The sequence below is a fragment of the Actinokineospora pegani genome, assembly GCF_009745975.1.
Lineage (GTDB): Bacteria > Actinomycetota > Actinomycetes > Mycobacteriales > Pseudonocardiaceae > Actinokineospora > Actinokineospora pegani.
Genome location: NZ_WHOL01000036.1, coordinates 40,934 through 64,805, shown reverse-complemented (window position 1 = coordinate 64,805; position 23,872 = coordinate 40,934). Strand labels below are relative to the sequence as shown.

Here is a 23,872-nt window from a genome sequence, read left to right as displayed (position 1 = left end):
AAAGCGAGCCTTCCGCAGACGATATCGCTCGCCTGGGCAGTGGCGGTCCCCGCGTGGGCCGACCACCTCCCGGCAGGCCTGACCGCCGAAGCGTGGGAACGCGTCAGGGGGTGTGGCTGGTGGTGACCGCGGTGGCGCGGTCGCGCAGTGCGGTGCGCAACCACCGCGGGGCCAAGGCTTCCGCGTTCGGCGCGACTTGCCACAACGCCCATTCCGCGTGTCTTCGATCCTGGAAGGTCACCTCCAGCCGCAGCCAGCCGTCCGGGTCGGACTCCTCGGCGCGGACGGCCAGGGCGGTGCCCACCAGGTCCTCGCGCCGCGCCGGGTCGACCCGGGCCAGCACCGTGACCTGGTCGCCGCCTGCGCGGAACCTCGTGCCGCGCTCCTGCCAGGCCTGGTTCAGGTCGACCCGGTCCGGTCGCCGCGCGGGCTCGTCGAGCGCCTCGGCGGCGCGCACCCGCGACAGCCGGTAGGTGCGGTCGGCGCCGGACCTGGTGGCCAGCAGGTAGGTCTGGACGCCCGCGGTCACCAGGCCGATCGGGTCCACCGTGCGCCACTTCGGGGGCTGGTCGGCGGCCGCGTAGCGGATGCGGAGCCTGTGCCCGGCGGACACCGCGCGCCGGACCTCGCTCACCACGTCGTCGGGCGCCTCCTCGGCGACCGTCCTGCGCGTCAGGAGGTCCGTCTCCGCGATGAGCAGCCGTTGGACCGCGCCCGCCGCGCCCGCCGCGGTGGCCCGGTGGGCCTCGGGCAGCGCGTCGACCACCTTGCGCATACCGGAGGCGAGCGCCGGGCCGAGGCCGAAGGCCTGCGCCCGGGCCGCGACTCGACGACCAGCAGGGCGATCGCCTCGTCGTGGTTGAGGCCGGTGAGCTCGGTCCGGAAACCGGGCAGCAACGCGAACCCGCCGTTGCGGCCCCGTTCGGCGTAGACCGGGACACCCGCGGCGGAGAGCGCCTCGATGTCGCGCAGCACGGTCCGGGGGGAGACCTCGAGTTCGCGGGCCAGCGCGCCCGCGGACAGCCGACGGTGCCTGCGCAGCAGCACCAGCGAGACCAGCCGATCGGCGCGCATGGGAGGGAACCTGCTGCTCCGGGCAGACCTCGATGAGCGGGGACGGCGAGCCCCTGCACGACGGCGACATGGCGGCCCGGCTGGCGCTGAGCACCGACGACCTGGAGGCCGTCCTCGGCGCGGCGGGGATGGCCCTCGCCAGCCTGGTCCGCCGCACCGTCTACACGACCGACGTCGACCTGCTCCTGCGGCACTACGGCGTGCTGGCGGGCCGGTTGGGCGCCGCCCGGGTGGCGCCGAGCACCACGGTGCTCGGCGTGGTCCGGCTGGCGGTCCCCGGCCAGGTGGTCGAGCTCGAGGGAACCGCTGTCCCCGATCAGACGGGCTGGTGGGCCGTCCACTCCACGGGGTGCAGCGCGTGGTCGCCCTTGAGCCCCTTCAGCTCGGCGCGGCGGGGCTGCGCGAGGCGGAAGCGGCCCGGGTCCGGGAGGCCCTCGAGCGTGTCGGCGCTGACCAGGACCTCCTGGCTGCCCGCCTGGGCCGCGACCCGGGCCGCGGTGGCGACGGTGCGGCCGAAGTAGTCGCCGTCGCGGGTGATGGCGGGGCCCCGGTGGATGCCGATGCGGACGGTGATGGGGGTGGCGCGCAGGGCCTTGTGCGGACGCTCGGCCAGGATGTGCTGGATGGCGACGGCGGCGGAGATGGCCAGTTCCGCGGTGCTGAAGGCGATCATGAAGCCGTCGCCGAGGGACTTCACGACGTGGCCCTTGCGGACGGCGACCTGTCTGCGGACCACCTGGTCGTGGGCTTGCAGCAGGCGCACCCAGGCCTTGTCGCCGAGTTCGTCGTTGAGGGTCGTGGAGTCGATGATGTCGGTGAACATGAACGTGACGGTGCCGTCGGGGGCGGTGACCCGGGCCAGTTCCCCGCGGTTCTCCTCGACCCAGCGGGACAGGTCGTCGAGGGAGCTCAGCAGCAGGCCGCCGACGCCGTGGCGGCGCAGGCGGGCCGCGGTGGTGGTGGCGATCTGGACGGCGCGGTGGGTCGCCCCCAGCAGGCCGTTGGCGCGCTGGCCGGGGCCCGTGCGCGGCTGGGGGTCGCGCAGCCGGGTGGAGGCCAGCAGCCTGGCGTAGCGGCGGTTCGCCCGCCCCAGCAGGATCGAGAGCACCAGCACGGCGACCAGGGCGCACAGGGCGACCACGGACACTGCCACCAACCAGACGGTCATGACGGCGTCTCTCCTTCACGGCGGGCGGCCCAGTGACCGCATGCTACTCGCTGGTAACCGGCTGGGTGGCCGGTATCGCTGTGATCTCACCGCCGCGCGGGCTCTGTCGTGGTCGCAGGGCGAGGCGGCATCGCGAAATCGGGCGAATCCGCCACACTTGGACATTTCGGCCGGTTATGATAATCATTGTCGACTGGTTCCGTCCGACAGATTGGCACTCGTGGTGCGCCCCCTCCGCCTTCGCGCTCGACGCCTGTCGGCGGCGCTGCTGGTCCTGGCCGTCCTGGGCGGGTGCGCCGCGCCGCGGGCGTTGAGCGATCGCGACGGGCGGGTCCAGGTCGTCGCGACCACGGGGCTGATCCGGGACCTCGTGCGCAACGTCGGGGGCGACCGCGTCAACGCCACGTCCCTGGTCCCCGACGGCGGCGACCCGCACTCCTACGAGCCGAGCCTGCGCGACGTGCGCGACGTCGTCTACGCGGACGTGGCCTTCAGCAACTACGTGCTGCTGGAGCAGCACAACGTCATCAAGACGCTGGACGCCAACCTGCGCGCCGGAGCGGTCAACGTCTCGCTGGCCGAGGCCGCGGTCAAGTACGCCGCGGAGATCATCCCGCTCGTCGAGGACGTCTCGCTGGACACGGTCTGGCTGGGGCTGCGGGCCAGGGGCGACGGCGGCGGGCACGGCGCGGACCGGTCCTCGGAGGTGCTGCTGAGCATGACCGCCGCCGACGGGCCCGGCGACGTCTTCGGCTACCTCACGGGCTCCTTCGGCGACACCGAGGTCTACTTCGACTCCAGCGACGGGTTCGACGCCGGTGACGGGTACGGCGACGACACCGCGACGCTGCCCGCGGACGCGCACACGCACATGTCCTGGGCGTTCACCGAACCCGGCACCTACCGGCTGTCGCTGTCCGCGAGCCTGCGCGTGGACCAGCGGTCCCGTCCGGTCCCGCTCGGGCGGTCGACCTTCACCGTGGCGGTCGGCGTGCCGCCCCCGGACGGGGCGGTCCTGGTCGACCGCGGGCACGCCGACCTCACCGTGGACCTGGACCGGGCGGAGGTCTACGCGCTGCACGACCCGCAGGGCGGCGGCGAGCGGGCGCAGCGGGCCGTGCCCGCCGACGAGGCGGTCATCGTGGTGCCGAACAGGGCGCTGGCCGAGGTCCCCGCCGGGCCGGGGTTCGGCTTCCTCGGCCGTCCCGGCGAGCGGGTCTTCCAGCTCGCGCAGGCGGTCCTGGGCAAGCACGTGCACGGTGAGATCGACCCGCACCTGTGGCAGAACGTGCGCAACGCGATGTCCTACGCGCAGGTCATCCGGGACACGCTGATCGAGGCCGACCCGGCGGGCGCCCGGGACTACCGGCGCAACACCGAGGCCTACCTCGCCGAGCTCGACGCCGTCGACCGGCACGTGCGCGAGCGGGTGGCCGAGATCCCCGCCGCCCGCCGCCACCTCGTCACGACCCACGACGCGTTCGGCTACCTCGCGCAGGCCTACGGCCTGGAGGTGGCCGGGTTCGTCACGCCCAACCCCGCCGCCGAGCCCTCGCTGGCCGACCGCCGCAAGCTCACCGAGACGATCCGCAACCTGCGGGTGCCCGCGGTATTCCTCGAGCCCAACCTGGCCGCCCGCTCCTCGACGCTGACCGAGGTGGCCCGCGAGCAGGGTGTCCGGGTCTGCCCGATCTACGGCGACACCCTCGACGGCGCCGTCGCCTCCTACGTCCAGATGATGCGGTTCAACGCCGACTCGCTGCGCGAGTGCCTGCGCTGATGAAGAGAGAGAACTCGATGAGACGCACCCTCGCGCTCGCGGGCGCGGCACTGGCCGTGCTGCTGGCGCCCGCGACGGCGTCGGCCCAGCAGGCCGAAGACCAGACGATCGCGCCCGACCAGCCGGTCGCCACCGACCGGGCCGTGCTCTCGCGCGGGCACGTCGACCTGGGCCCGCGCCGCGTCGACGGCGCGTGGGAGCTGCTGGTCCACGACGACTCCGCGACCCCGCCCGTGTGGCGCCCGCTGGAGCGGACGGTGTTCCAGGTGTCGGACGCGGCGGTGCTGCCGGTGCCGGACGACCCCGCCTACGCCTTCATCGGCGCGCCCGGCACCCCGGTGCACGTCCTGCCCCAGGTGCAGGACCCGGACGTGGCGTGGATCGGGTGGAACACCCAGGACCCGCGCGTGATGGACGAGGTCGACCGCGGCGTCACCCTGACCCTGACCGGTGTGGACGGACCGGGGGAGCTGTTCGTCTACCTGCAGGCGGGCAACTTCGCCGGCGCGGACGTGCTGTGGGACTCCACCGAGCCCGGGCGGCAGGACATCTGGGTCGACACCAACACCCACACCCACGCCAACTGGGTCTTCACCGCCCCCGGCGTGTACCTCGTGCGGGTCGAGGTCCACGCGGACCTGGTCGACGGCAGCGCGGTCAGCGACCACGCGACCCTGCGGTTCGCGGTCGGCGACGCCACGGGCGCCGAACCCGCCTTCGCCGCCGTGGCCGAGGAGCCGGTGCCGGGCACGGCCCCGTCGAGCCCGGCCGAGGCGGTCGCCGAGGACGCGGGGCCGGGCCTGTTCGTCATCGCCGGTGTCGCCGGGGCCTTGGCGGTGGCGGTGGTCATCGTCGTCGTCCGGGGTCGTGCGGCCAAGCGGCAAGGCGGTGCGGGATGAGCGCCTTGCGGGTCACCGGGCTGACCGTGGACCTCGGCGGACGACGGGTGCTGACCGACGTCGACCTCGTCGTGGACAAGGGGGAGTTCGTCGGGCTGGTCGGGCCGAACGGGGCGGGCAAGACCACGCTGCTGCGCGCCGTCATGGGCCTGCTGCGGCCCAGCGGGGGAGAGTTCTCCGTCGACGGCGAGCCGCTGCGGCGCGGCCGGGCCGGCCTGGGGTACGTGCCGCAGCGCCACGAGTTCGCCTGGGACTTCCCCATCTCGGTCCAGGACGTGGTGATGACCGGCCGCACGGGCCACCTCGGCCTGTTCCGCGGGCCGCGCGCGGACGACTGGCGCGCGGTCGCGCGGGCGCTGGACCGGGTGCGGATGGGCGAGCTGCGGACCCGCCCGGTCGGCGAGCTGTCCGGCGGCCAGCGCCAGCGCGTCCTGCTCGCCCGCGCCCTGGCCCTGCGGCCGTCGGTGCTGCTGCTCGACGAGCCGTTCACCGGCCTCGACATGCCCACCCAGGAGCTGCTGTCGGACCTGCTGCTGGAGCTGGCCGGTGCGGGGCACGCGGTGCTGACCACGACCCACGACCTCGCGGGCGCGCTGCACACCTGCGACCGCCTGGTCCTGCTCAACCGGACGGTCGTCGGCGCGGGCGCGCCCGCGGAGCTGCGCGACGAGCGGCTGTGGATGGACACCTTCGGCGTCAGCGAGCGCAGCCCGCTGCTCAAGATCCTCAAGGCGGGCTGATGTCCCCGGTCGAGTTCCTGCACGACCTGCTCAACCCCGACCTGGCGTTCCTGCCCAAGGCCCTGCTGGTCGCCGTCATGTCCTCGGTCGTGTGCGGGGTGGTCGGCTGCTACGTGGTCCTGCGCGGCATGGCGTTCATCGGCGACGCCGTCGCCCACGCGGTGTTCCCCGGCCTGGCCGTCGCCTTCGCGGTCTCGGGCAACCTCATCCTCGGCGGCACGGTCGCGGGCGTGCTGACCGCCGTGCTCGTCGCGGTGTTCTCCCAGAACCGCAGGCTGCGCGAGGACTCGGTCATCGGCGTGTTCTTCGTGGCCGCCTTCGCCCTGGGCATCGTGGTCATCTCCCGGGCGCCGGGCTACGCGGGCTCGCTGCAGCAGTTCCTGTTCGGCTCCATCACCGGCATCCCCGACGAGGACCTGCTCACCGTCGCGGTGACCGGTGTCGTGGTCCTGGGCCTGGTCTTCCTGCTGCACAAGGAGTTCGTCGCGGTCACCCTCGACCGCGAGATGGCCCGCGCGACCGGCCTGCGGGTGTTCTGGCTCGACGTCGTGCTCTACGTCCTGGTGACCCTCGCGGTGGTGATCTCCGTGCAGACCATCGGCAACATCCTGGTCCTGGCCCTGCTGGTCACCCCGGCGGCCACCGCCCGGCTGCTGACCGACCGGCTCGGCGTCATGATGCTGCTGGCCCCGGTCGTCGGCGGGCTGTGCGCGCTGGTGGGCCTCTACGTCTCGTGGTCGTGGGACTTCCCGACCGGCGGCACCATCGTCCTCGTCCTCACCGCGGTGTTCCTCACCGCGTGGGTGCTGGCGCCCAGGCACGGGCTGCTCGCCCGCGGGCTGGTCCGCCGCCGGGTCCCGGCGGTGTGGTGACCGGCTCCACTCGGGAGAGCTCTGCCCAGTTATTGAAAATGATAATCCTTTGTTTTAGGTTGAGTCCGAAACGTTCCAGAAGGGGGAAAGATGCGGATTCGCGCACGTGACCTGCGGAATGTGGTCGCGCTGGCGGCGGTGGCGGCGCTGTCCGCGGTCATGGCCGCCCCGCTCGCCTGGGCCGCGGGCGGACCGGCTCCCGTGCCCCCGTCCCGACAGCTCGTCGCGAGTGGACACACCGACCTGGTCAGCGTGCTGTGGGCGGACGGCGGGCTTGTCGTCGCGGGCACGACCGACGCGGGCGGGTTCGACCCGGCGGCCACGACGGTCAACGTCACCGACGCCGCCCGGCGACCCGCGCCCTCGTCCCCCGCCTACGGGTTCCTCGGTGTGCCAGGGGGGACGCCGATCCACGTCGTCCCGCAGACGTCGCAGCCGGGCGTGCTCTGGGCGGGGTGGAACACCGAGGCCGTCCCGCGCGGGGCCCTCGCCGGGGACGCCCTCGACCTCACGCTGCGCTCGGCCCGCGGGCCCGGCCGGGTCGAGGTCTACACCTCCGGGACGGACGGCCCGGAGCGCGTGTTCAGCTCCCACGACACCGCCGTGCGCACGGCCCGCGTCGCCGTCCCGACCCACGCGCACGCCAACTGGGCCTTCACCGCCCCCGGCGTCTACGAGCTGGAGTTCCAGGCGTCGGCCACCTCCGCGTCCGGCGCCCCCCTGGCCTCGCCGCCGACCCGGTACACGGTCGCGGTCGGCCCCCGCGTCGCCGCGCCCACGACGACAACGCTGTCCATCAGTGACACCGGGGCGCTGACCAGCACCGTCAGCGGCGGGCCGGAGCACCTCGACGGGGGAGCGCCGCGCGGCTGGGTGGAGTTCACCCGGCACAGCGCCGCGCGCGACGAGGTGGTCGGCCACGCGGCACTGGACGGCGGTTCCGCGACGCTGGCGCACCCGGTCGACGCGGAGGCGCTGGCCTTCACCGCGCGCTTCGTCCCGGCGGTCGGCGACCTGGTCGCGGCGTCGCGGTCCTCGGCGGTCGCCAACCCCGCCGCCCCGGCGGGTGTCGTGGTGACCGGGGTCCGCGACGGCTACGCGCCGGGCGAGCCCATCACCGCGACCGCCCTGGTCACCCCGGACCGGCCCGATCACACCGTCTCCTGGTGGACGCGCGTGGGCGGCGCCGACACCGCCCGGGGCGAGGGCCCGACCCTCTCCCTGGCCGCGACCAGCGAGCTGCACGGCGCCGCGCTGGGCTTCCACCTGCGCGATCCGCAGGGTGCGGTGGTGGCCTCCGCGCGACCGGTCACCCTGTCGATCACCGCGACCCAGCCGCCCACCACCCAGCCGACGCCATCACCGGTCCCGCCGGCCCCGGCCCCGTCGGCCCCGCCCGCACCGAATCCCACCGGCCCCACCGCCCCAGCCGCCGCGGCGCCGACCTGCGTGCCCACCGCGGTCACCCGGACGGTCGCGCCCGGCGAGGTCGAGGTCGTCACCGACGGCCACTTCGACTACGGCCCCGTGGTCGAGGGCGGCGCGCTCTCGGCCAGGGTCAAGGACGACCGGCAGGGCGCTCCCGCCTACCGCGACCCCGGCGGCTACGTCTTCCACCTCGACGACTCCGCCCGCGCGACCCCGCCCGCGGGCTCCGGGCTCGACTTCCTCGGTGGTGGTCCGGTGTGGACCGTGCCGCTCACGCAGCGCTCCGGCATCCCCTGGCTGGGGTGGAACACGCAGCACCCGTCCGTCCTGTCGGGAGTCAGCGGCGACATCACGATGACCCTGGAGAGCGTCGAGGGACCGGGGCGGCTCGCGGTCTACGGCCAGGACCCGTTCGGTGGCGTGGGCGAGCGGTACTTCGGGACCACCGAGGGGTTCCCCCGGTCGACCACGGTCCCCGTGGGCCAGTCCGGGGTGCACGTGCACGCCGTGTGGGCGTTCACCCAGCCCGGCAGCTACGCGGTGGCGTTCTCCTTCGGCGGCTCCGTCAACGGCCGCCAGACCAGCTCGACGAGCACGCTCGCCTTCCACGTCGGACCCGGGGACCCGCTCGCCGCCCGCCAGGGCCAAGAGATCACCGAGCAGGTCGGCCGCACCGCCGACGGCGGCGAGTGCGCCCTGCCCGCGGGGGGACTGGCCGCGACCGGGTTGGACGGCCCGGCCGTCGCGGGACTCGTGGTCGTCGCCGTCCTGCTGGTCCCGCTCGGCTTCCTGCTCACCAACCTGGCCGCCCTGTCGGCCGCCCGCCGTCGACGCTGACCGGCGTCAAGACCCCCAAGGAAAGGCAACACCGCTGTGACCGCGACCAAGATGAGATCCAAGGCCGCCCTGGCCACCCTGACCGCCCTCGGCCTGGCCCTCGGGCCGCTGGCAGGCGTCGCCACCGCGCAGGCGGCGGACCGGCAGGTCGTCTCCGAGGGCCACCTCGACCTGTTCTACGTCGACGTGCGGGACTCCGCCCACGTGCTCACCGCGCACACCGAGAGCGGCACCATCGCCCCCGCCGACCTGGTGGTGCAGGCCAAGCCGTCGGTGGCCGCCCGCACCGTCAGCGCGACCATCGCGACCCTGCCGGGCTGGAAGGCGCAGGGCGAGACCTACTACCTGCTGCCGCAGAACTCCCAGCCGGGCCAGGTCTTCGCGGGCTTCGGCCACAGCTCCACCGTGGCCGCGGGCACCTCGGTGACCTACAACCTCGACTCGGTGCAGGGGCCGGGCGCGTTCGCGCTCTGGCAGAACGGGGAGGAGGGCCCGGCCGTCTTCCTCGCCTCCGCCGACGGCGCGCCCAAGTCGTTCACCAGCGCGGCCGACCACGAGCACGCGAACTGGGGCTTCACCGAGCAGGGCGAGTACACGGTGACGGTCAGCGCCACCGCGACCCCGCCCGGGGCGGCCCCGGTGGCCATCCCGCCCGTGTCCTACTCGTTCCTCGTCGGCGAGGAGCTGCCGTCCGACCCGGGCACGCCCGCGACCGAGCTGTCGATCAGCGGCCTGTCGGGCCACTACCACGCGGGCGGCGTCGCGGCGCTGACCGCGGTGCAGACCCCGGAGACCGGTGAGGACCACTACCACTGGTTCACCCGCGCCGCGGGGCAGTCGGAGTGGGCGGTCGTCCCCGGCGCGCTGAGCGCCAAGTACGGGTTCGTGGTGCGCACCGCGGACAACGGCCGGGAGGTCAAGGCCGTCCTGTACGACCACGACCACGGCGTCATCGCCGAGTCCGCCCCGGCCGTCATCGCCGTCGACGACCACGGCAACGACCCGGTCAACGGCCCGACCATCAGCACGTCCCTGTCCGCGCAGGAGGGTGTGCTCGCGGTCAGCGTCGCCCCGGAGAACCGCGAGGTCGACCTGGGCGCGTTGCGGCTCAACGCCGCCGCTGACCGCTACACCGCGGCGGGCGCGCTCAAGCCGATCACGGTGACCGACACCCGCTCGGAGAACCCGGGCTGGACGGCCTCCGGCCGGGTGCGCGCGTTCACCACCGTCGACGGCCAGCAGATCGGCGGCAAGCACCTGGGCTGGATGCCCTCGGTGCTGTCCGCCTCGGCGAACCAGGCGGTCACGCCGGGTCCGCGGGTGGCCCCCGGCCTCACCGGCGGCAACGGCCTGTCGGCCTGGTCGCAGCTCGGCACGGCGCCCGCGGGCGCCGGTCGCGGCGCCGCCCAGCTCGGCGCGGACCTGGTGCTGGAGGCCCCGCTGGACACCGCCCCGGGCGCCTACCGGGCAATGGTCATCCTCACCGCCATCTGATCCAGGGCACCCAGGTGTGCGGGCCCGCCGTCGTGGCGGGCCCGCACCCGTCCCCGAGCTGGAGCACCCCTTGAGAACCCTGTCGGCCGCGTGCGCGGTGACCGCCGTCCTCGCACTCCTTCCCGCCACCCCCGCCGCCGCGCAACCGGCCCCCGAGCCCGACCGGCTGACCTGGTCGCTCGCCCCCTCGGGCGCCGACGGGCCGGACGGGCGCGCCCGGTTCGACTACGTCGTCGAACCCGGGATGCGCTACGACGACCACGTGGCCGTGCGCAACCTCGGCGAAGGTGAGCTGACGGTCGACCTCTACGCCGCGGACGCGGTCAACTCCGAGACCGGCGGCTTCGACCTGCTGGCCCGCGACGAGCGGTCCCCGTCCCTCGGCGCCTGGGTCGCGGTCGGCCTGCCCGAGGTCGTCGTCGCGCCGCGCTCCACGGTCGTCATCCCCTTCGCGCTCACCGTCCCGCCCGACGCCGAGCCCGGCGACCACGTCGGCGGGGTGGTCGCCGCCCTCACCACCGGCGACCAGGTGCGGGTCGAACGGCGGGTGGGCGCCCGCCTCTACGCCCGCGTCGCGGGTGTGGTGACCCCGAGCCTGCGCGTCGACCCGCCCTCGGCGTCCTACCGGGGCACCGCCAACCCGGCGGGGGCCGGCGAGGTCGATCTCACCTGGACGGTCGTCAACACCGGCAACATCCGCGTCGCCGTGCGCCCCTCGGCCCGCGTGCGCGGCCCCTTCGGCCTCGGCGAGGTCTCCTGGACCGGCGACGCTCTCCCCGAACTGCTCCCGGGCAACGCCGTCACGCTCACCCGCACCCTCACTGGCGTGTGGCCCCTGGGCCCGCTCACGGTCCAGGCCGGGGCCGAGCCCGTCGCGTCGGGTGACCAACCGCTGACGGGGTCGGTGGACGCGGCGCAGGGGGAGACCACGGTGTGGGCCGTGCCGTGGAGTGCGCTGGGCGCCGCGCTCCTGCTGGCGGGCATCCTGATCGCCCTGTGGCGCGTGCGCGTGGCGTTGTCGCGGCACAGGAAAGCGGCCGGAGCGGCAACCGCAGGGCAGAGCGTGTAGCAAACCTTTGCGGCGACCCGCACCAGACCCGGGTGGCGCGTGCCCAGGTGTGGCACTCGGGCTGATTGCCCGCTCGGCTGGTTTGTCCCGTGGGCGGCTGGGTATGGCGTGCCGGACACGGGAGGAGTCCGATGCCGAGCCGCGATGGGATCGCCGAGCCGTGGGGGACGAGGGCGCCGTACGGGCCGGGTGAGGTGTGGCCGGTGCGGGTGGACTCCCGGTTCGTGGACGGCGTCACCGCCGACGACGTGGACCGGTGGGTGCCCACGGCCTCGGTGCTGCACTCCAACGGGGACGGCATGGACCTCGCGGTCAAGGACGGGCGGGTGGTCGGCGTCCGGGGCCGGGCCGACGACCGGGTCAACCACGGCAGGCTGGACCCGAAGGACCTGTTCGGCTGGGACGCCACCTCCTCCCGCGACCGGCTGACGACCCCGCTGGTCCGCCGCGACGGCGAACTGGCGCCCGCGAGCTGGGAGGAGGCGATGTCCCTGGTCGTGGACCGCAGCAAGGAACTGCTGGACGAGCAGGGGCCCAGCGCGGTCGGCTTCTACACCAGCGGACAACTGTTCGCCGAGGAGTACTACACCCTGGCCGCGATCGCGCACGGCGCGATCGGCACCAGCCACCTCGACGGCAACACCCGGCTGTGCACGGCCACGGCGGCGGCCGCGCTCAAGGAGTCCTTCGGCTGCGACGGCCAGCCCGGCTCCTACGCCGACGTCGACCACGCCGACGTGATCGCCCTGTTCGGGCACAACGCCGCCGAGACGCAGGCCGTGCTCTGGAGCCGGGTGCTCGACCGGCTCGCGGGCCCGAACCCGCCGCGGCTGCTGTGCGTCGACCCCCGGAACACGCCGGTGGCCCGCGCCGCGACAGTCCACCTGGCACCGCTGCCGGGCACCAACGTGGCGCTGATGAACGCGATCCTGCACGAGGTGATCGCGAACGACCACCTCGACCACGACTACATCGACCGGTGCACGGTCGGGTTCGACGGGCTGGTCGAGCAGGTCCGCCAGTGGACACCCGAGCGGGCCGCGCAGGTCTGCGGAGTCGCCGCCGGGGACATCCGCGACGCCGCGGCACTCGTCGGCCGCGCGCGGCGCCTGATGTCCACCGTCCTGCAGGGCTTCTACCAGTCGAACCAGGCCACCGCCGCCGCCGTGCAGGTGAACAACCTGCACCTGGTGCGCGGGATGATCGGCAAGCCCGGCGCCGGGGTCCTGCAGATGAACGGGCAGCCCACCGCCCAGAACACCCGCGAGTGCGGCGCGGACGGCGACCTGACGGGGTTTCGCAACTGGGCCAACGACGCCCACGTCACCGAGCTGACCCGGCTGTGGAACATCGACGGCATCCCCCACTTCTCGCCGCCGACGCACCTGATGCAGATGCTGCGCTACGCCGAGAACGGCACCATGCGGATGCTGTGGGTCAGCGCGACCAACCCCGCGGTGTCGCTGCCCGAGCTGCGCCGCGTCCGGTCCATCCTGTCCCAGGAGCGGTTGTTCCTCGTCGTGCAGGACATCTACCGCACCGAGACCGCGGAGCTGGCCGACGTGGTGCTGCCCGCCGCCGCCTGGGGCGAGAAGACGGGCACGTTCACCAACACCGACCGCACGGTCCACTACTCCGGCAAGGCCGTGGACCCACCCGGCCAGGCCCGCCCCGATCTCGACATCCTCCTGGACTACGCCCGGCGGATGGACTTCCGCGACCGCGACGGCGCCCCGTTCCCGCCCTGGCACGACCCGGAGTCGGCGTTCCAGGCGTGGCAGCGGGCCAGCGCGGGCAGGCCCTGCGACCAGACCGGGCTGTCCTACGCCCTGCTGGCCGAGCGGGGCGGCGTGCAGTGGCCGTGCACCGAGGCGTCCCCGGACGGCACCGAACGCCTCTACGCCGACGGCGCCTTCCACGCCCACCCGGACGACTGCGAGAGCTACGGCCGCGACCTGGTCACCGGCGCCCCGGTGGAACCCTCGGCCTACCGGGCGATGAACCCCGAGGGCAAGGCGATGATCAAGGCGGCCGAGTTCGTCCCACCGCACGAGGCCCCCGACGAGGAGTTCCCCTTCGCGCTCATCACCGGGCGCACCCTCTACCACTTCCACACCCGCACGAAGACCGGTCGCAGCAAGCACCTGCGAGCCGCGGCGCGCGAGGTCTGGCTGGAGGTCTCGACCGCGGACGCCGAGGCCAACGGCATCGCCGAGGGCGACCTGGTGGAGGTCAGAACGCCCCGGGCGGCGGTGCGCGCCCACGTCCGGGTCTGCGACATCCGGCCGGGCGTGCTGTTCCTGCCCTTCCACTACGGGTACTGGGACGCCGACCCCGAACGCGCGCGCGACCGGGCGGCCAACGAGCTGACCCGCACCGACTGGGACCCCGTGTCCAAGCAACCCCTGTTCAAGACCGCCGCGGCCGCCCTCCGCAGGCTCGAGGCGGGCACCGGGCCCTCGGCGGCCCCGACCACCACCGCGTCGGCGCCGACGGACCCGAACGTGCCCCCCACCGCCGGCGGCCCGGGCGCGGCCGTGCTGGAAGACCTCGACCCGGGAGCCGCGCGATGAAGCTGGGCCTGGCCATCCGCGAACTGCACCGCTCAGAGTCCGCCCTCGCCCGCGACCTGGTGGCGGTCGCCGACCGCCACCAGGTGGAGCACGAGGTGCACCACGTCGCCAACGACCTGCTCCGGTGGTCGCACGGACACCTCCACGAGCTGGCGGCGGCCGGGACGTCGTTCGGGCTGCGACTGCGCGCCGACATCGGCACGAGTCGGCTGGCCCCGGCGCGCCGCTCGCTCAGCAGGCTCGCCGTGCACAGGTCCACACCTGGGATACTGCTGCTGGCCGACCTGCGCAGACTGCACCGCAAGGCCGCCGGTGTCTCGCTGGACTGGGAGCTGCTCGCCCAGGGCGCGCAGGTCGCGGGCGATGGCGACCTGCTCGCCCTGGCCCAGCGCTGCCACCCGCAGACGCTGCGCCAGCTCACGTGGGCCAACTCGATGCTGAAGGTGTTGTCCCCGCAGGTCCTCGCCTCCTGACCGGTCGCCACCGACCACCCAGGGCGCCACAGCCAGGCCGTGTGATGAGCTGGGCTGGACACGCGGGTGCCCCCAGCCCAAGTGGGCCGGGGGCACCCGCGTCAGCGCGCCGGTCCGCTCAGCGCTTGCGGTGCTCGCCGTCGACCTCGACCTGCTCCTTGCGGACCTTGTCGCGGACGGTCTTGTTCTCGGTGACCGTCTCGGTGCCGACCTGCACCTTCTCCACCGGCACGGTCTCCTTGCGCACGACGGGGCGCTCCTCGTGCAGGGTCACCTCCTGCTCGGCGTCGGTGAAGTCCGTGTGCTTGCCCGCCGTCGCGCGCTCATCGCCGGTGAGGGGCGTCCGCTCGACCCGCACCTCCTCGCGGCGGACCGGCACGGCGACCTGCTGCTCGTCGGTGACGACGTGCTTGCGCAGCCGGACCTTGCCCGTCTCCTCGGTGCGGGTGCCGACGTTGAGCCGCTCCTCCGAGCGGGTCATGCTGGCGGTGCCGTTGCCGCGGTCCGCGCGTCCCGGCTCGGACCGGCGGTCGGTGGCGACGCCGCGCTGGGTCTGCCCCCGGTTGGAGTCCAGGCCGTAGTAGCGGAAGAGCTCCATCTCCTCGGTCTCGGAGAGGTGCTGGTCGTGCCCGACGTTCGGCGCGTCCTTGATGACCGCCTTGTCGTGGGCGACGACCAGGGTGTCGCCGTCGGAGTGGGCGTTCTGCAGCGGGACGAAGCTCTCGTTCATCCCGAAGAGGCCGGTGTTGACGGTGGCCCAGGTGGGCTGCTCCGTCTGGTCGTCGTAGTAGACCTGACCGATCTTGCCGACCTTGGCGCCGGACCTGTCGTGCGCGGTCAGTCCGACGATGTCCTCAGCTCGCGCCGGAAGAGTCATTCCGAGCACCTCCTGTTGTGATGACTGTGCGGGTCAGGACGTGGAGACCGAACACCTGCCCGGTGCGACCCGCCATTCCCACTTCCCTTGCCCCATGGGCATACCCCGGCACCCCGCCGCACCAATAAACAACCACTCCACGGAGTGACGCGCTTGGTTTGATCACGGTGCTCGACTTCGGACAGTGCACAAGGGAGTGCTGCCCAGTCGTCAGGACGAGTGAGAGGTGACCTCGCGGCACTCACACTGCGGACCGGTCACAGCCGCCGGACGCGCAGCACGCAGGTCAGCATCGGGAGGGTGAACTCACCGTCCGAGGTCTCCGGCCTGTCCGCGAGGTAGGCGCGGACCCGGCTGAGCGCGGCTCCTCGCTCCTGCTCCGGCATGACCAGCATCCCCGCCCGTGTCGCCAGCGTCGCGACGAGGGAATCGGCGGTGCGGCGCTGCCCGTGCGGGAACCCGGCCTGCTCCGGGGAGCCGAACCGGGCCGCCGCGGCGCCGGTCTTGGGCAGGTGCGCCCCGGCCGTCTCGGCGCGCCAGCCGGTGGGCGTGTCACGCGGACCGATGGCCGCGCTCCCGCTGACCCGCGCCAGCCCGGCGACCCAGTCGACCTGGTCGTCCACGACGTTCCACAGGCCGGCCAGGACGCCGCCGGGCGCCAGGACCCTGGCGATCTCGGGTCCCGCGACGGCCATGTCGAACCAGTGCATGGCGTTGCCCGCCAGCACGGCGTCGACGGACGCGTCCGGCAGCGGTATCGCCTCGGCGCTGCCCGGCAGCGCGCGGACACCCGGCAGCGCGCTGCGCAGCTCCGCCAGCATCGCCGGGTCCGGCTCGACCGCGGTGACGTCGGCGTCCACCGCGAGCAGCGTGGCGGAGAGTTTCCCGGTGCCTGCGCCGAGGTCGAGCACCCGCGCGCCCGCCGCGGGCTCGAGGGCCCAGCGCACCGCCGCCTGGGCGTAGTCCGGGCGGTGCCTGGCGTACGCGGTCGCCGCCGCGCCGAACGACGAGGCGTGCCTGAGCTGCTTGTCCTGGTCCACGCGGCCACCTTATTCGGCAAGCATGGCCGACAGGTCTGCTCTTGGGCGGTCACGCGCGCCGAGGACGGTCAGCGGGTGCGGCTCACCAGGCCCGCCTTGTGGGCGGCGATCGCGGCTTGGACGCGGTTGCGGACCCCGAGCGTGCTCAGGATGGCGCTCACGTGAGCTTTCACCGTGCCCTCCACCAGGTGCAGGCGGGCGCCGATCTCCGCGTTGGACAGGCCCGTGCCCAGCAGGGCCAGGACGTCGCGTTCGCGGGGGGTCAGGTTGCGCACGGGGTTGTCGGCGGCGGGGGCGCCCGTCATGGCGCCCGAGCGGAGACCGGCGATCACCCGGGCGGCCACCTGGGAGGAGAGGTAGGCGCCGCCGTTGGCCACGGCGTGGATCCCCGCCGTGAGGTCGCGGGGGTCTCCGGATTTGAGGAGGAAGCCGTCGGCGCCCTCGTGCAGGGCCCGGGCGATGAACTCGTCCTCGCCGAAGGTGGTCAGCACGACCACGGCGGTGCCGGGGGCGTCGCGGTGGATGCGGGCCGCGGCGGCGAGGCCGTCCAGCCCGGGCATCTGGATGTCGAGCAGGGCCACGTCCGGGCGGTGGCGGTGGACCGCGTCGATGGCCTCGTGGCCGTTCGCGGCCTCGGCGACGACCTCGATCCCCGGGTCCCTGGCCAGGATCGCGCGCACGCCCGCCCGGATCACCGCCTCGTCGTCTGCCAGCAGGACCCTGATCACCGCTGGAGTGTAGCCAGGCGCACTGGCGAACGCGGCGCCACGCGACACCCCTGACGAAGGACGGGGGTCGTCGATGACGGACGACCACTGTGCGCGGGCGCGGTGGTTCCTACTGTCCTCACCGGGATCGAGACACCTGGAGGAAACACGTGATCACCCTGCGGGGACTGACGAAACGATATGGCGACACCACCGCTGTGGACGGCCTGACACTCGACGTCGAGAGCGGGCGGGTGACCGGTTTCCTCGGCCCGAACGGGGCGGGCAAGTCGACCACGATGCGGATGATCCTCGGCCTCGACCACCCGAGCGCCGGAACCGCCCACATCGACGGCAAGCCGTACGCGTCGCTGCGCCACCCGGTCCGCGAGGTCGGCGCGCTCCTCGACGCCAAGGCGCTGCACCCGGCCCGCACCGCCCGCAACCACCTGCTGGCCATGGCCCGCAGCAACGGCGTCCCGACCCGGCGGGTCGACGAGGTGCTGGCGGCGGTGGGCCTGGCCTCGGTGGCGCGCAAACGCGCCGGTGGTTTCTCCCTCGGCATGTTCCAGCGCCTGGGCATCGCGGGCGCCCTGCTCGGCGACCCCCGGGTGCTGATCTTCGACGAGCCGATCAACGGCCTCGACCTCGACGGCGTGCGCTGGGTGCGCGGGCTGGTCCGCTCGCTGGCCGCCGAGGGCCGCACGGTGTTGCTCTCCAGCCACCTGATGAGCGAGATGCAGTTGACCGCCGATCGACTGGTGGTCATCGGCCGCGGCAGGCTGCTGGCGGACAAGCCGATGGCCGACATGCTGGCGGAGAGCTCGCGGGCGGCGGTGCGGGCGCACCTGCCGCGCCCGGACGACCTGCGGCTGCTCACCGATCGGCTACGCGCCCGGCCCGGCGTCGAGGTCGCTCCCGCCGGTGACGGGGCGATCCACGTCCGGGGGGCGACGGTCGCCGAGGTCGGCGACCTCGCCCACGAGCTGGGCGTGCGCCTGCACGGGCTGCACGCCGCAGGCGCCTCGCTCGAGGAGGCCTACCTGGAACTGACCGCTGACAGCGTGGAGTACGGGACCAAGGAGGTGGGGGCATGACCCGGGACCGGGGAACGCGGGAACACCACGGCGGCGGCCTGCGCGGCGCGATCGCCGCGGAGTGGACCAAGCTCTGGACGGTCCGCACAACCTACGTCTGCGTCATCGCCGCCTTCGCGTTCATGGCGGTGTTCACCTTCTACTACGGCTCCATCGCCCGGATCAACGACCACCCGCTCCAACCGGTCGGCAACGCCCCGGTCGCGGCGCTGGTGCTCGTCCAGTACCCGTTGGCCGTTCTCGCCATGACCTCGGTGACCAGCGAGTACACGACCGGCAGCGCGCGCACCACGTTGCAGTGGGTGCCGCTGCGCCACCGGGCGCACCTGGCCAAGGCCGTGGTCGCGGCGGTGGTCGCACTCGTCCTCGGCTTCGCGCTCGGGGTGGTGGGCATGGCCGTGGCCTGGGTCGTGTTCGACGGGCACGCCACTTTCGCCGTCGCCGAGGCGGTCTACCAGGTGCTGGCCATGGGTGCTTATCTCGCGCTGGTCTCGGTCATCGCGATCGGTGTTTCCTTCGCCCTCCGCGCGGCGGCGGGTGTGCTGGCCGTGCTGTTCTTCTCGCTCACCGCCTCGCCCATCATGCTGGTCGGTCTCGGCGGCGAGGTGTTGTCGCGGATCAACGAGTTCCTGCCGCAGACCGCGGGCTCCGGGTTCATGCTGGGCGACGCCGAGCCCCACCCACCGCTCGTCGCGTTCCTGATCGTGGTGGCGTGGGCCGGGATCACGCACTTCGCCGGTTTGGCCGTCCTGCGCGAGCGCGACGCGTGAGCTGCTCAGCGCTGGTCCACGAGCGCGTCCTTGGCGACCAGCCTTCCCCCCGAGTAGCACAAGCGGAACACGTCGACCTTGGCCAGGAGGTTGCTGTTCGAGCGGTAGTGCTCGCAGGTGGCCCCGGTGGGCTTCGGCGTCGCACGCACCTCGTCGGACACGAAGCGGAACTCCCGCGCGGGCAACACACCCGCGAACTCCGCGCGGGGCTGGCCCACTCCCAGCCCCTCGTAGTCGGCGGGGTTCAACACGGAGGTGGACAGGTGGAAGTAGAGGAAGACAGCGGAGGGGACCGCCAACAGCACCACCGCGGCGGGTGCCGCGAACGCGGCGACCAGGCGGAGCCTGGCGCTGCGCCGCGCCGCCGCCATCTGCTGGGTGGACTCCGACTCGACGGCGACCTCGGACTGGTCCGCGACCCCCGGGCGGTCCGGCACCGAGGCCAGCACCTCGAACCCGCCCCCGTGCGGCCCGGTGCGCAGCGTCCCGCCCACCACCTCGACCCGCTCCCGCAGCCCGATCAGGCCCCGGTTGCCCGGCACGGGACCAGGAAGCGGACCGGCGGGCGGGGGTGAGTTCCGCACCCGGACTTCGGTCCACCCCTCGCTGTGGGTGACGCGGATCTGAACCGCGCTGCCGGGTGCGTGCTTGGTCGCGTTGGTCAGCGACTCCTGCACCACCCGGTACACCGCCCGGTCGACCAGCGGGGACAGGTCCGGCACCGCCCCCGTGCGCGCCAACTCGACCGCCACGCCCGACGCCGCGGTCCGGCGCACCAACTCCTCGACGGTCTCCGAGGTCGGCGCGGCCGACACCTCGCGCAGCGCGCCGATCGTCTCCCGGAGGTTGTCGACCGCGTCGGCGGCCGCCAGGCGCAGCGCGGTGAAGTCGGCCTGGTCCCGCTCGTCGAGTGCCGGGGACGTCTCCAGCGCGCCCGCGCGCAGGGCGATCAGGCTCAACTGGTGGCCGAGCGAGTCGTGCATGTCGGCGGCGATGCGGGTCCGCTCCCGCAGGCGGGCCTGCTCGGCGATCGAGCGCTGCCGCTGCTCGAGGATCGCCGCCCGCTCCCACCCGCCGCGCACCAACCGCACCTGCGCCCGGCGGAAACGGCCCGCCAGCCAGGGCAGGAGCAGTGCGACCGGCACCATGGACAGCGCGTAGAACCACCACACGGCGTCGACCCCGAGCACGGCGCACACACCCAGGTCGACGACCAGGCAGGCGCCGAACAGCACCAGCGCCGACCGCGCCGAGGCGGTGCGCCTGCCCAGCAGGTAGGTGGTCACGGCCAGAGCGGGCAGCGCGCCGTTCGCCGGGGTGTCGGGGTCGGCCAGCCCGAGGGCGCACAGGCCGTTGACCACGAACACCGCCGCCCCCGGCCACCGCCTGCTCGCGGGGATCGCGACGGCCAGCACGACGATCGGCGCCACCAGGTGCAGCAGCACGGCGGCGGGGGCGGAGCTCTGCAGGAAGGCGAGCGCGCAGCCCGCGGACAGCAGAGCCCACAACACCGCGTCCCGGAGCACCACGCGGCGATGGTAGCCAATGCCCCGGATGCCCTGCGCCGGTCGATGTCCGGGGTGCTCCAGGTTCGTCAGCCCGCCCGGCGGACCATCTCGGTGATCCAGGTGGGGGCGAAGGGGGAGGTGCAGTTCGGGGGAGTCGGGTAGTCCTTGAGGACTTGCAGGCGCTCGCCGATGTCGAGCGCCCGGGGGCGGTGGTCCGGGTGTTCGATGCCGATCTGGGCCAGGCAGTGGTTCATCGCCCACTGGAGGCGGTCCGGGGCGGTCTTCATCTCCGCCTCGATGGTGTCCAGCAGCGCCGCGAGGTCCAGGCCCTCGGGCTTCTTGGCCACCCGGTCGGTGGTCAGCGCCCAGGCGGCGCTCGCCACCACCGGGTCCGGGTCGGTGAACCAGGTCCGGCGCAGGTCTTCGGCGTGCGCGCTCTTCTTCACCACGTAGTTGACGAGCCAGTCGTGCACCTTGGGAGTGCCCGCCGCGCGCAGCATCGCGTCCAGTTCGTCGCGGTCGATCGCTTTGGGGCGGCAGACCAGGATCGCCAGGAGGCGTGCCGCGGTGTTAGTGGTCGCCCAGAGTTCGCGCGAGAGTTCCGGCTGGGTCTTGAGCCGCTTGGCCAGCGCGCGGAGTTCGCCGAGGTGCACGCCGTGGTCGTCGCCGTGCCGCTGGTTGACCTCGCGGGTCCTCGGGTCCTCGAGCGCGGCCAGTTCGGCCATCACCTCGGCCACCGTCGTCTCCGCCACCTGGTCTCCCGTCCCTCGCGTGCGGACAGCCTACGACCACTGGGACGGGCGCCGCGGACCGTCGAGGACTACGGTGGGTCGTGATGAGCACCGGCACCGATTCGCTGACCACCGAGGACCTCGAGTTCCTCCGGCGCCCCCTGCACGGGTTCCTGTCCGTGGCCGGGGGACCGGTCCCGCCGCAGCCCCGGCCGGTGTGGTTCGAGGCGACCGCCGAGGGTGTGATCCAGCTCTTCACGGGCCCGGGGACGCTCAAGGTGCGCCGCCTGCGCCGCGATCCCCGCGCCTCGATCGTCGTCGCCGCCCCGGTGGGCGAACGCGAGCGCTGGGTCTCGATCGCGGGCCGCACGACGGTGGAGCCAGACGGGGCGCACGACCTGTGCGCCCGCCTGGCCGCCCGCTACTGGGACCTCGACGACCCGGCCCGCGCCGCCGCGTTGGCCGAGATGCTGGCCGAGGACCAGGTCCGCCTGGTCATCCACCCGGAGACCGTGCGCCGCTTCGTCAACTGACCCCACCTCACAGCAGCTCGGCGAGCCGGACGACGTCGGGGAGCCAGTCGTTGCGCAGCGAGAGCAGCGAGATCGCCTCGTCCGGCGCGACCACGCGGACCTCAGTGACCTGCTCGCCGTCCGGCGGGTTCGTGGGCAGGCTGTCCACGACCACCGGCACGGCCACCCACAGCCAGGTCAGTTCCGGGTGCGGCAGGTGCGGGCGGTACGGCGCGGGGCGGTCGGTGACCCCGTTGTGCACGCCGAGCAAGCGCATGTGCCCGGTGACCCGCGCCCCCGCCTCCTCCAGCAGCTCCCGCTCCGCGCACTCCTGCCACGTCTCGTCGGGCTCCAGCGTGCCGCCCGGCAGGAACCACCGGTCCCGGTCGTCGCGGCAGACCACGACCTCGTCGTCGACGTGGCACACGCCGTGCACGTTGGTCACCGACCCCGGGGCGGGCGGCACGGTGGTGAACGTGGCGTCGATGCCGCCCCAGTCCCAGCGCTGCGGGGCGAACAGCGCGGGCAGCGCCGCGGCGAAGTCGGACTCCACGACCGGCTCGCGGTGGTGGTCGACGTCCTTCGGGCACACCCACAGCGGGTTGCCGCCGACCACCCGCGCGGTCAACGGGTGCCGGTGGCCGGGGCAGTGCGGCAGCGCCTCGCCGAACGCCTCCTCGACGGCGCGGTCCTGCAACTGGTTCGCCAGCAGGGCGACCGCTTCCGCGCGCGTGCCCGTCGTGGGGAAGCACCCGATGTGGGGTTGATCCCCACCGACCTTGACCCAGAGGCTGTCCTGCCGCGGTGCGCGCTCCACGTCGACCACCCGCCAGCGGGGGCCGCGGTCGCCGAAGCGGGCAAGGATCTGCTCGCCCGCGGCGCGGGCGTACTCGATGTCGTCCACGAGCCCCACTATGTCCGAGGCGACCACGGCCTGGTCCGAACCGCCCACACGGCGGCGCCGAGCGCGAGGACGGCGGCGCCCGCCAGGACGGAGGCCGTGGGCAGGGCGGCGGCCAGCACGAGGCAGCCGAGCAGGCCGACGGCGGGCACGACCCGCGGCGGGCGCCGTTCGGCTCGGGTCAGGGTCCAGGCGGCGGCGTTGGCGATGGCGTAGTAGACGAGGACGGCGAACGAGGAGAAGCCGATGGCGCCGCGCAGGTCGACGACGCTGACCAGGACCGCGACCGCGACCCCCACGGCGACCTCGGCGCGGTGCGGCACGTGGAACCGCGGGTGGACCGCGCTCAGGGCGCGCGGGAGGTGGCCGTCGCGGGCCATGGCCAGCGTCGTGCGGGAGACGCCGAGGACGAGCGCGAGCAGGGAGCCCAGCGCGGCCACCACCGCGCCGACCCGCACGACCGGGACCAGCCAGTCCCACGAGCCCGCGGCGGCCGCGGCGGCGAGCGGGTCGGTCGCGGCGGCCAGCCGGTCGGGGCCGAGGGCGGCGAGCGCGGCGACCGCGACGAGGGCGTAGACGACCAGGGTGATCCCCAGGGCGACCGGGATGGCCCGGGGGATCGTCCTGCTGGGGTCGCGGACCTCCTCGCCGAGGGTGGCGACGCGGGCGTACCCGGCGAAGGCGAAGAACAGCAACCCGGCCGATTGCAGGACCCCGCCCAGGTCGCCGCCGGGGAACGGGGTCAGGTTGCCCGCGCTCGCGGCGCCGCCGGTCAGCGCGGCGAGCACCGCGAGCGTGAGCACGACCAGCGTGACCGCCACGATGACCTTGGTCAGCCACACCGACTTCTGGACGCCGAGGTAGTTCACCGCGGTCAGCGCGAGCACGACCGTCACGGCCAGCGCCGTGCGGGCGGGCCGGTCGGCCTGCGGCAGCGCGTAGGCGGCGACCGTCAGGGCCATCGCCGCGCACGACGCGGTCTTGCCGACCACGAAGCCCCAGCCCGCGAGGTGGCCCCAGAAGGGGCCCAGCCGTTCGCGGCCGTAGACGTAGGTCCCGCCGGACTCCGGGTACCGCGCGGCCAACCGGGCGGAGGAGGTCGCGTTGCAGTAGGCCACGACCGCCGCGACCGCCAACCCGATCAGCAGCCCGGCCCCGGCCGCGCGGGCGGCGGGCGCGAAGGCGGCGAACACCCCGGCCCCGATCATCGAGCCCAAGCCGATCACCACGGCGCCCCCGGCGCCCAGTCGCCGTGCGAGCGGCGCGGCCGCGCCGCCGTCTGGTGCTGAGGTCACGGGTGGTCCTCCCGGAGAGCCGGGGCC

At 74.0% G+C, this 23,872-nt stretch carries 20 protein-coding genes and 2 pseudogenes; 13 read left to right on the top strand and 9 right to left on the bottom strand.

The window, feature by feature from the left end; translation table 11 throughout:
• Positions 1–103: 103 nt before the first annotated feature.
• Positions 104–1,074 (bottom strand): annotated as a pseudogene (locus tag GCL84_RS01905) (helix-turn-helix transcriptional regulator).
• Positions 1,075–1,088: 14 nt separating this feature from the next.
• On the opposite strand from GCL84_RS01905, the pseudogene GCL84_RS01900 reads away from it, so the two are divergent.
• Positions 1,089–1,385: pseudogene (locus tag GCL84_RS01900) on the top strand (RidA family protein); the annotation flags it as partial.
• A gap of 5 nt (positions 1,386–1,390) precedes the next feature.
• Here the strand turns inward: GCL84_RS01900 and GCL84_RS01895 are convergent.
• Complete coding sequence (locus GCL84_RS01895; protein ID WP_156753566.1) at positions 1,391–2,242, bottom strand: adenylate/guanylate cyclase domain-containing protein; 852 nt, start codon at positions 2,240–2,242, stop codon at positions 1,391–1,393.
• 220 nt (positions 2,243–2,462) lie between these two features.
• On the opposite strand from GCL84_RS01895, the gene GCL84_RS01890 reads away from it, so the two are divergent.
• The 9 genes from GCL84_RS01890 (at position 2,463) to GCL84_RS01850 (ending at position 14,407) form a co-directional block, all read left to right on the top strand.
• Complete coding sequence (locus GCL84_RS01890; protein ID WP_235925927.1) at positions 2,463–4,022, top strand: anchored repeat ABC transporter, substrate-binding protein; 1,560 nt, start codon at positions 2,463–2,465, stop codon at positions 4,020–4,022.
• 17 nt (positions 4,023–4,039) lie between these two features.
• A complete protein-coding gene (locus GCL84_RS01885) occupies positions 4,040–4,921 on the top strand; it encodes a choice-of-anchor M domain-containing protein (protein ID WP_156753564.1) in 882 nt (293 codons plus the stop codon).
• Entirely contained in the window at positions 4,918–5,661 is a 744-nt protein-coding gene (locus tag GCL84_RS01880) for an anchored repeat-type ABC transporter ATP-binding subunit (protein ID WP_156753563.1), read from the top strand. Before GCL84_RS01885 ends, GCL84_RS01880 begins: the two co-directional genes overlap by 4 nt.
• Positions 5,661–6,533, top strand: coding sequence for an anchored repeat-type ABC transporter permease subunit (locus GCL84_RS01875; protein ID WP_156753562.1), 873 nt, complete (start codon positions 5,661–5,663; stop codon positions 6,531–6,533). The genes GCL84_RS01880 and GCL84_RS01875 overlap by 1 nt, the downstream gene beginning before the upstream one ends.
• A 90-nt stretch (positions 6,534–6,623) precedes the next feature.
• Positions 6,624–8,798 (top strand): TIGR03773 family transporter-associated surface protein, encoded by a 2,175-nt coding sequence (locus GCL84_RS01870; RefSeq protein WP_156753561.1) that lies wholly within the window; start codon positions 6,624–6,626, stop codon positions 8,796–8,798.
• Between the two features lie 36 nt (positions 8,799–8,834).
• Positions 8,835–10,292 carry a choice-of-anchor M domain-containing protein gene (locus GCL84_RS01865; protein WP_156753560.1) on the top strand — a complete coding sequence of 486 codons (1,458 nt, stop codon included), beginning with the start codon at positions 8,835–8,837 and terminating at the stop codon, positions 10,290–10,292.
• A gap of 70 nt (positions 10,293–10,362) precedes the next feature.
• The gene (locus GCL84_RS01860) at positions 10,363–11,361 is read left to right on the top strand and encodes a WxL protein peptidoglycan domain-containing protein (protein WP_156753559.1); all 999 of its coding nucleotides are present in this window, start codon (positions 10,363–10,365) and stop codon (positions 11,359–11,361) included.
• 131 nt (positions 11,362–11,492) lie between these two features.
• Positions 11,493–13,934 (top strand): molybdopterin oxidoreductase family protein, encoded by a 2,442-nt coding sequence (locus GCL84_RS01855; protein WP_156753558.1) that lies wholly within the window; start codon positions 11,493–11,495, stop codon positions 13,932–13,934.
• On the top strand, positions 13,931–14,407 hold the full coding sequence (locus GCL84_RS01850; RefSeq protein WP_156753557.1) for a hypothetical protein: 477 nt from the start codon (positions 13,931–13,933) through the stop codon (positions 14,405–14,407). The genes GCL84_RS01855 and GCL84_RS01850 overlap by 4 nt, the downstream gene beginning before the upstream one ends.
• Positions 14,408–14,525: 118 nt before the next feature.
• On the opposite strand, the gene GCL84_RS01845 is transcribed toward GCL84_RS01850, so the two are convergent.
• From GCL84_RS01845 to GCL84_RS01835, 3 genes are all read right to left on the bottom strand, one after another.
• On the bottom strand, positions 14,526–15,284 hold the full coding sequence (locus GCL84_RS01845) for a DUF2382 domain-containing protein (RefSeq protein ID WP_156753556.1): 759 nt from the start codon (positions 15,282–15,284) through the stop codon (positions 14,526–14,528).
• A 257-nt stretch (positions 15,285–15,541) separates the two neighbouring features.
• Positions 15,542–16,324 (bottom strand): class I SAM-dependent methyltransferase, encoded by a 783-nt coding sequence (locus GCL84_RS01840; protein WP_156753555.1) that lies wholly within the window; start codon positions 16,322–16,324, stop codon positions 15,542–15,544.
• A 68-nt stretch (positions 16,325–16,392) separates the two neighbouring features.
• Positions 16,393–17,052: a response regulator gene (locus GCL84_RS01835; protein ID WP_156753554.1), complete on the bottom strand. Its 660-nt coding sequence runs from the start codon at positions 17,050–17,052 to the stop codon at positions 16,393–16,395.
• 149 nt (positions 17,053–17,201) lie between these two features.
• Between GCL84_RS01835 and GCL84_RS01830 the strand changes: the two genes are divergently transcribed.
• Together GCL84_RS01830 and GCL84_RS01825 are read left to right on the top strand one after the other, a co-directional pair.
• On the top strand, positions 17,202–18,128 hold the full coding sequence (locus tag GCL84_RS01830; protein WP_156753553.1) for an ABC transporter ATP-binding protein: 927 nt from the start codon (positions 17,202–17,204) through the stop codon (positions 18,126–18,128).
• The gene (locus GCL84_RS01825; protein WP_156753552.1) at positions 18,125–18,898 is read left to right on the top strand and encodes an ABC transporter permease; all 774 of its coding nucleotides are present in this window, start codon (positions 18,125–18,127) and stop codon (positions 18,896–18,898) included. The genes GCL84_RS01830 and GCL84_RS01825 overlap by 4 nt, the downstream gene beginning before the upstream one ends.
• A gap of 5 nt (positions 18,899–18,903) precedes the next feature.
• Here the strand turns inward: GCL84_RS01825 and GCL84_RS01820 are convergent, their stop codons facing one another.
• Together GCL84_RS01820 and GCL84_RS01815 are read right to left on the bottom strand one after the other, a co-directional pair.
• Complete coding sequence (locus tag GCL84_RS01820; protein WP_197522951.1) at positions 18,904–20,427, bottom strand: sensor histidine kinase; 1,524 nt, start codon at positions 20,425–20,427, stop codon at positions 18,904–18,906.
• A gap of 65 nt (positions 20,428–20,492) precedes the next feature.
• Positions 20,493–21,158, bottom strand: a complete 666-nt coding sequence (locus GCL84_RS01815; RefSeq protein WP_235925926.1) for a DNA alkylation repair protein — start codon at positions 21,156–21,158, stop codon at positions 20,493–20,495.
• Between the two features lie 83 nt (positions 21,159–21,241).
• On the opposite strand from GCL84_RS01815, the gene GCL84_RS01810 reads away from it, so the two are divergent.
• Positions 21,242–21,670 (top strand): pyridoxamine 5'-phosphate oxidase family protein, encoded by a 429-nt coding sequence (locus GCL84_RS01810; protein ID WP_156753551.1) that lies wholly within the window; start codon positions 21,242–21,244, stop codon positions 21,668–21,670.
• A gap of 7 nt (positions 21,671–21,677) precedes the next feature.
• On the opposite strand, the gene GCL84_RS29730 is transcribed toward GCL84_RS01810, so the two are convergent.
• Positions 21,678–22,553: an NUDIX hydrolase gene (locus GCL84_RS29730; RefSeq protein WP_235925925.1), complete on the bottom strand. Its 876-nt coding sequence runs from the start codon at positions 22,551–22,553 to the stop codon at positions 21,678–21,680.
• Positions 22,554–22,561: 8 nt separating this feature from the next.
• Positions 22,562–23,845, bottom strand: a complete 1,284-nt coding sequence (locus GCL84_RS01800) for an APC family permease (RefSeq protein WP_156753550.1) — start codon at positions 23,843–23,845, stop codon at positions 22,562–22,564.
• Positions 23,846–23,872: the final 27 nt, after the last annotated feature.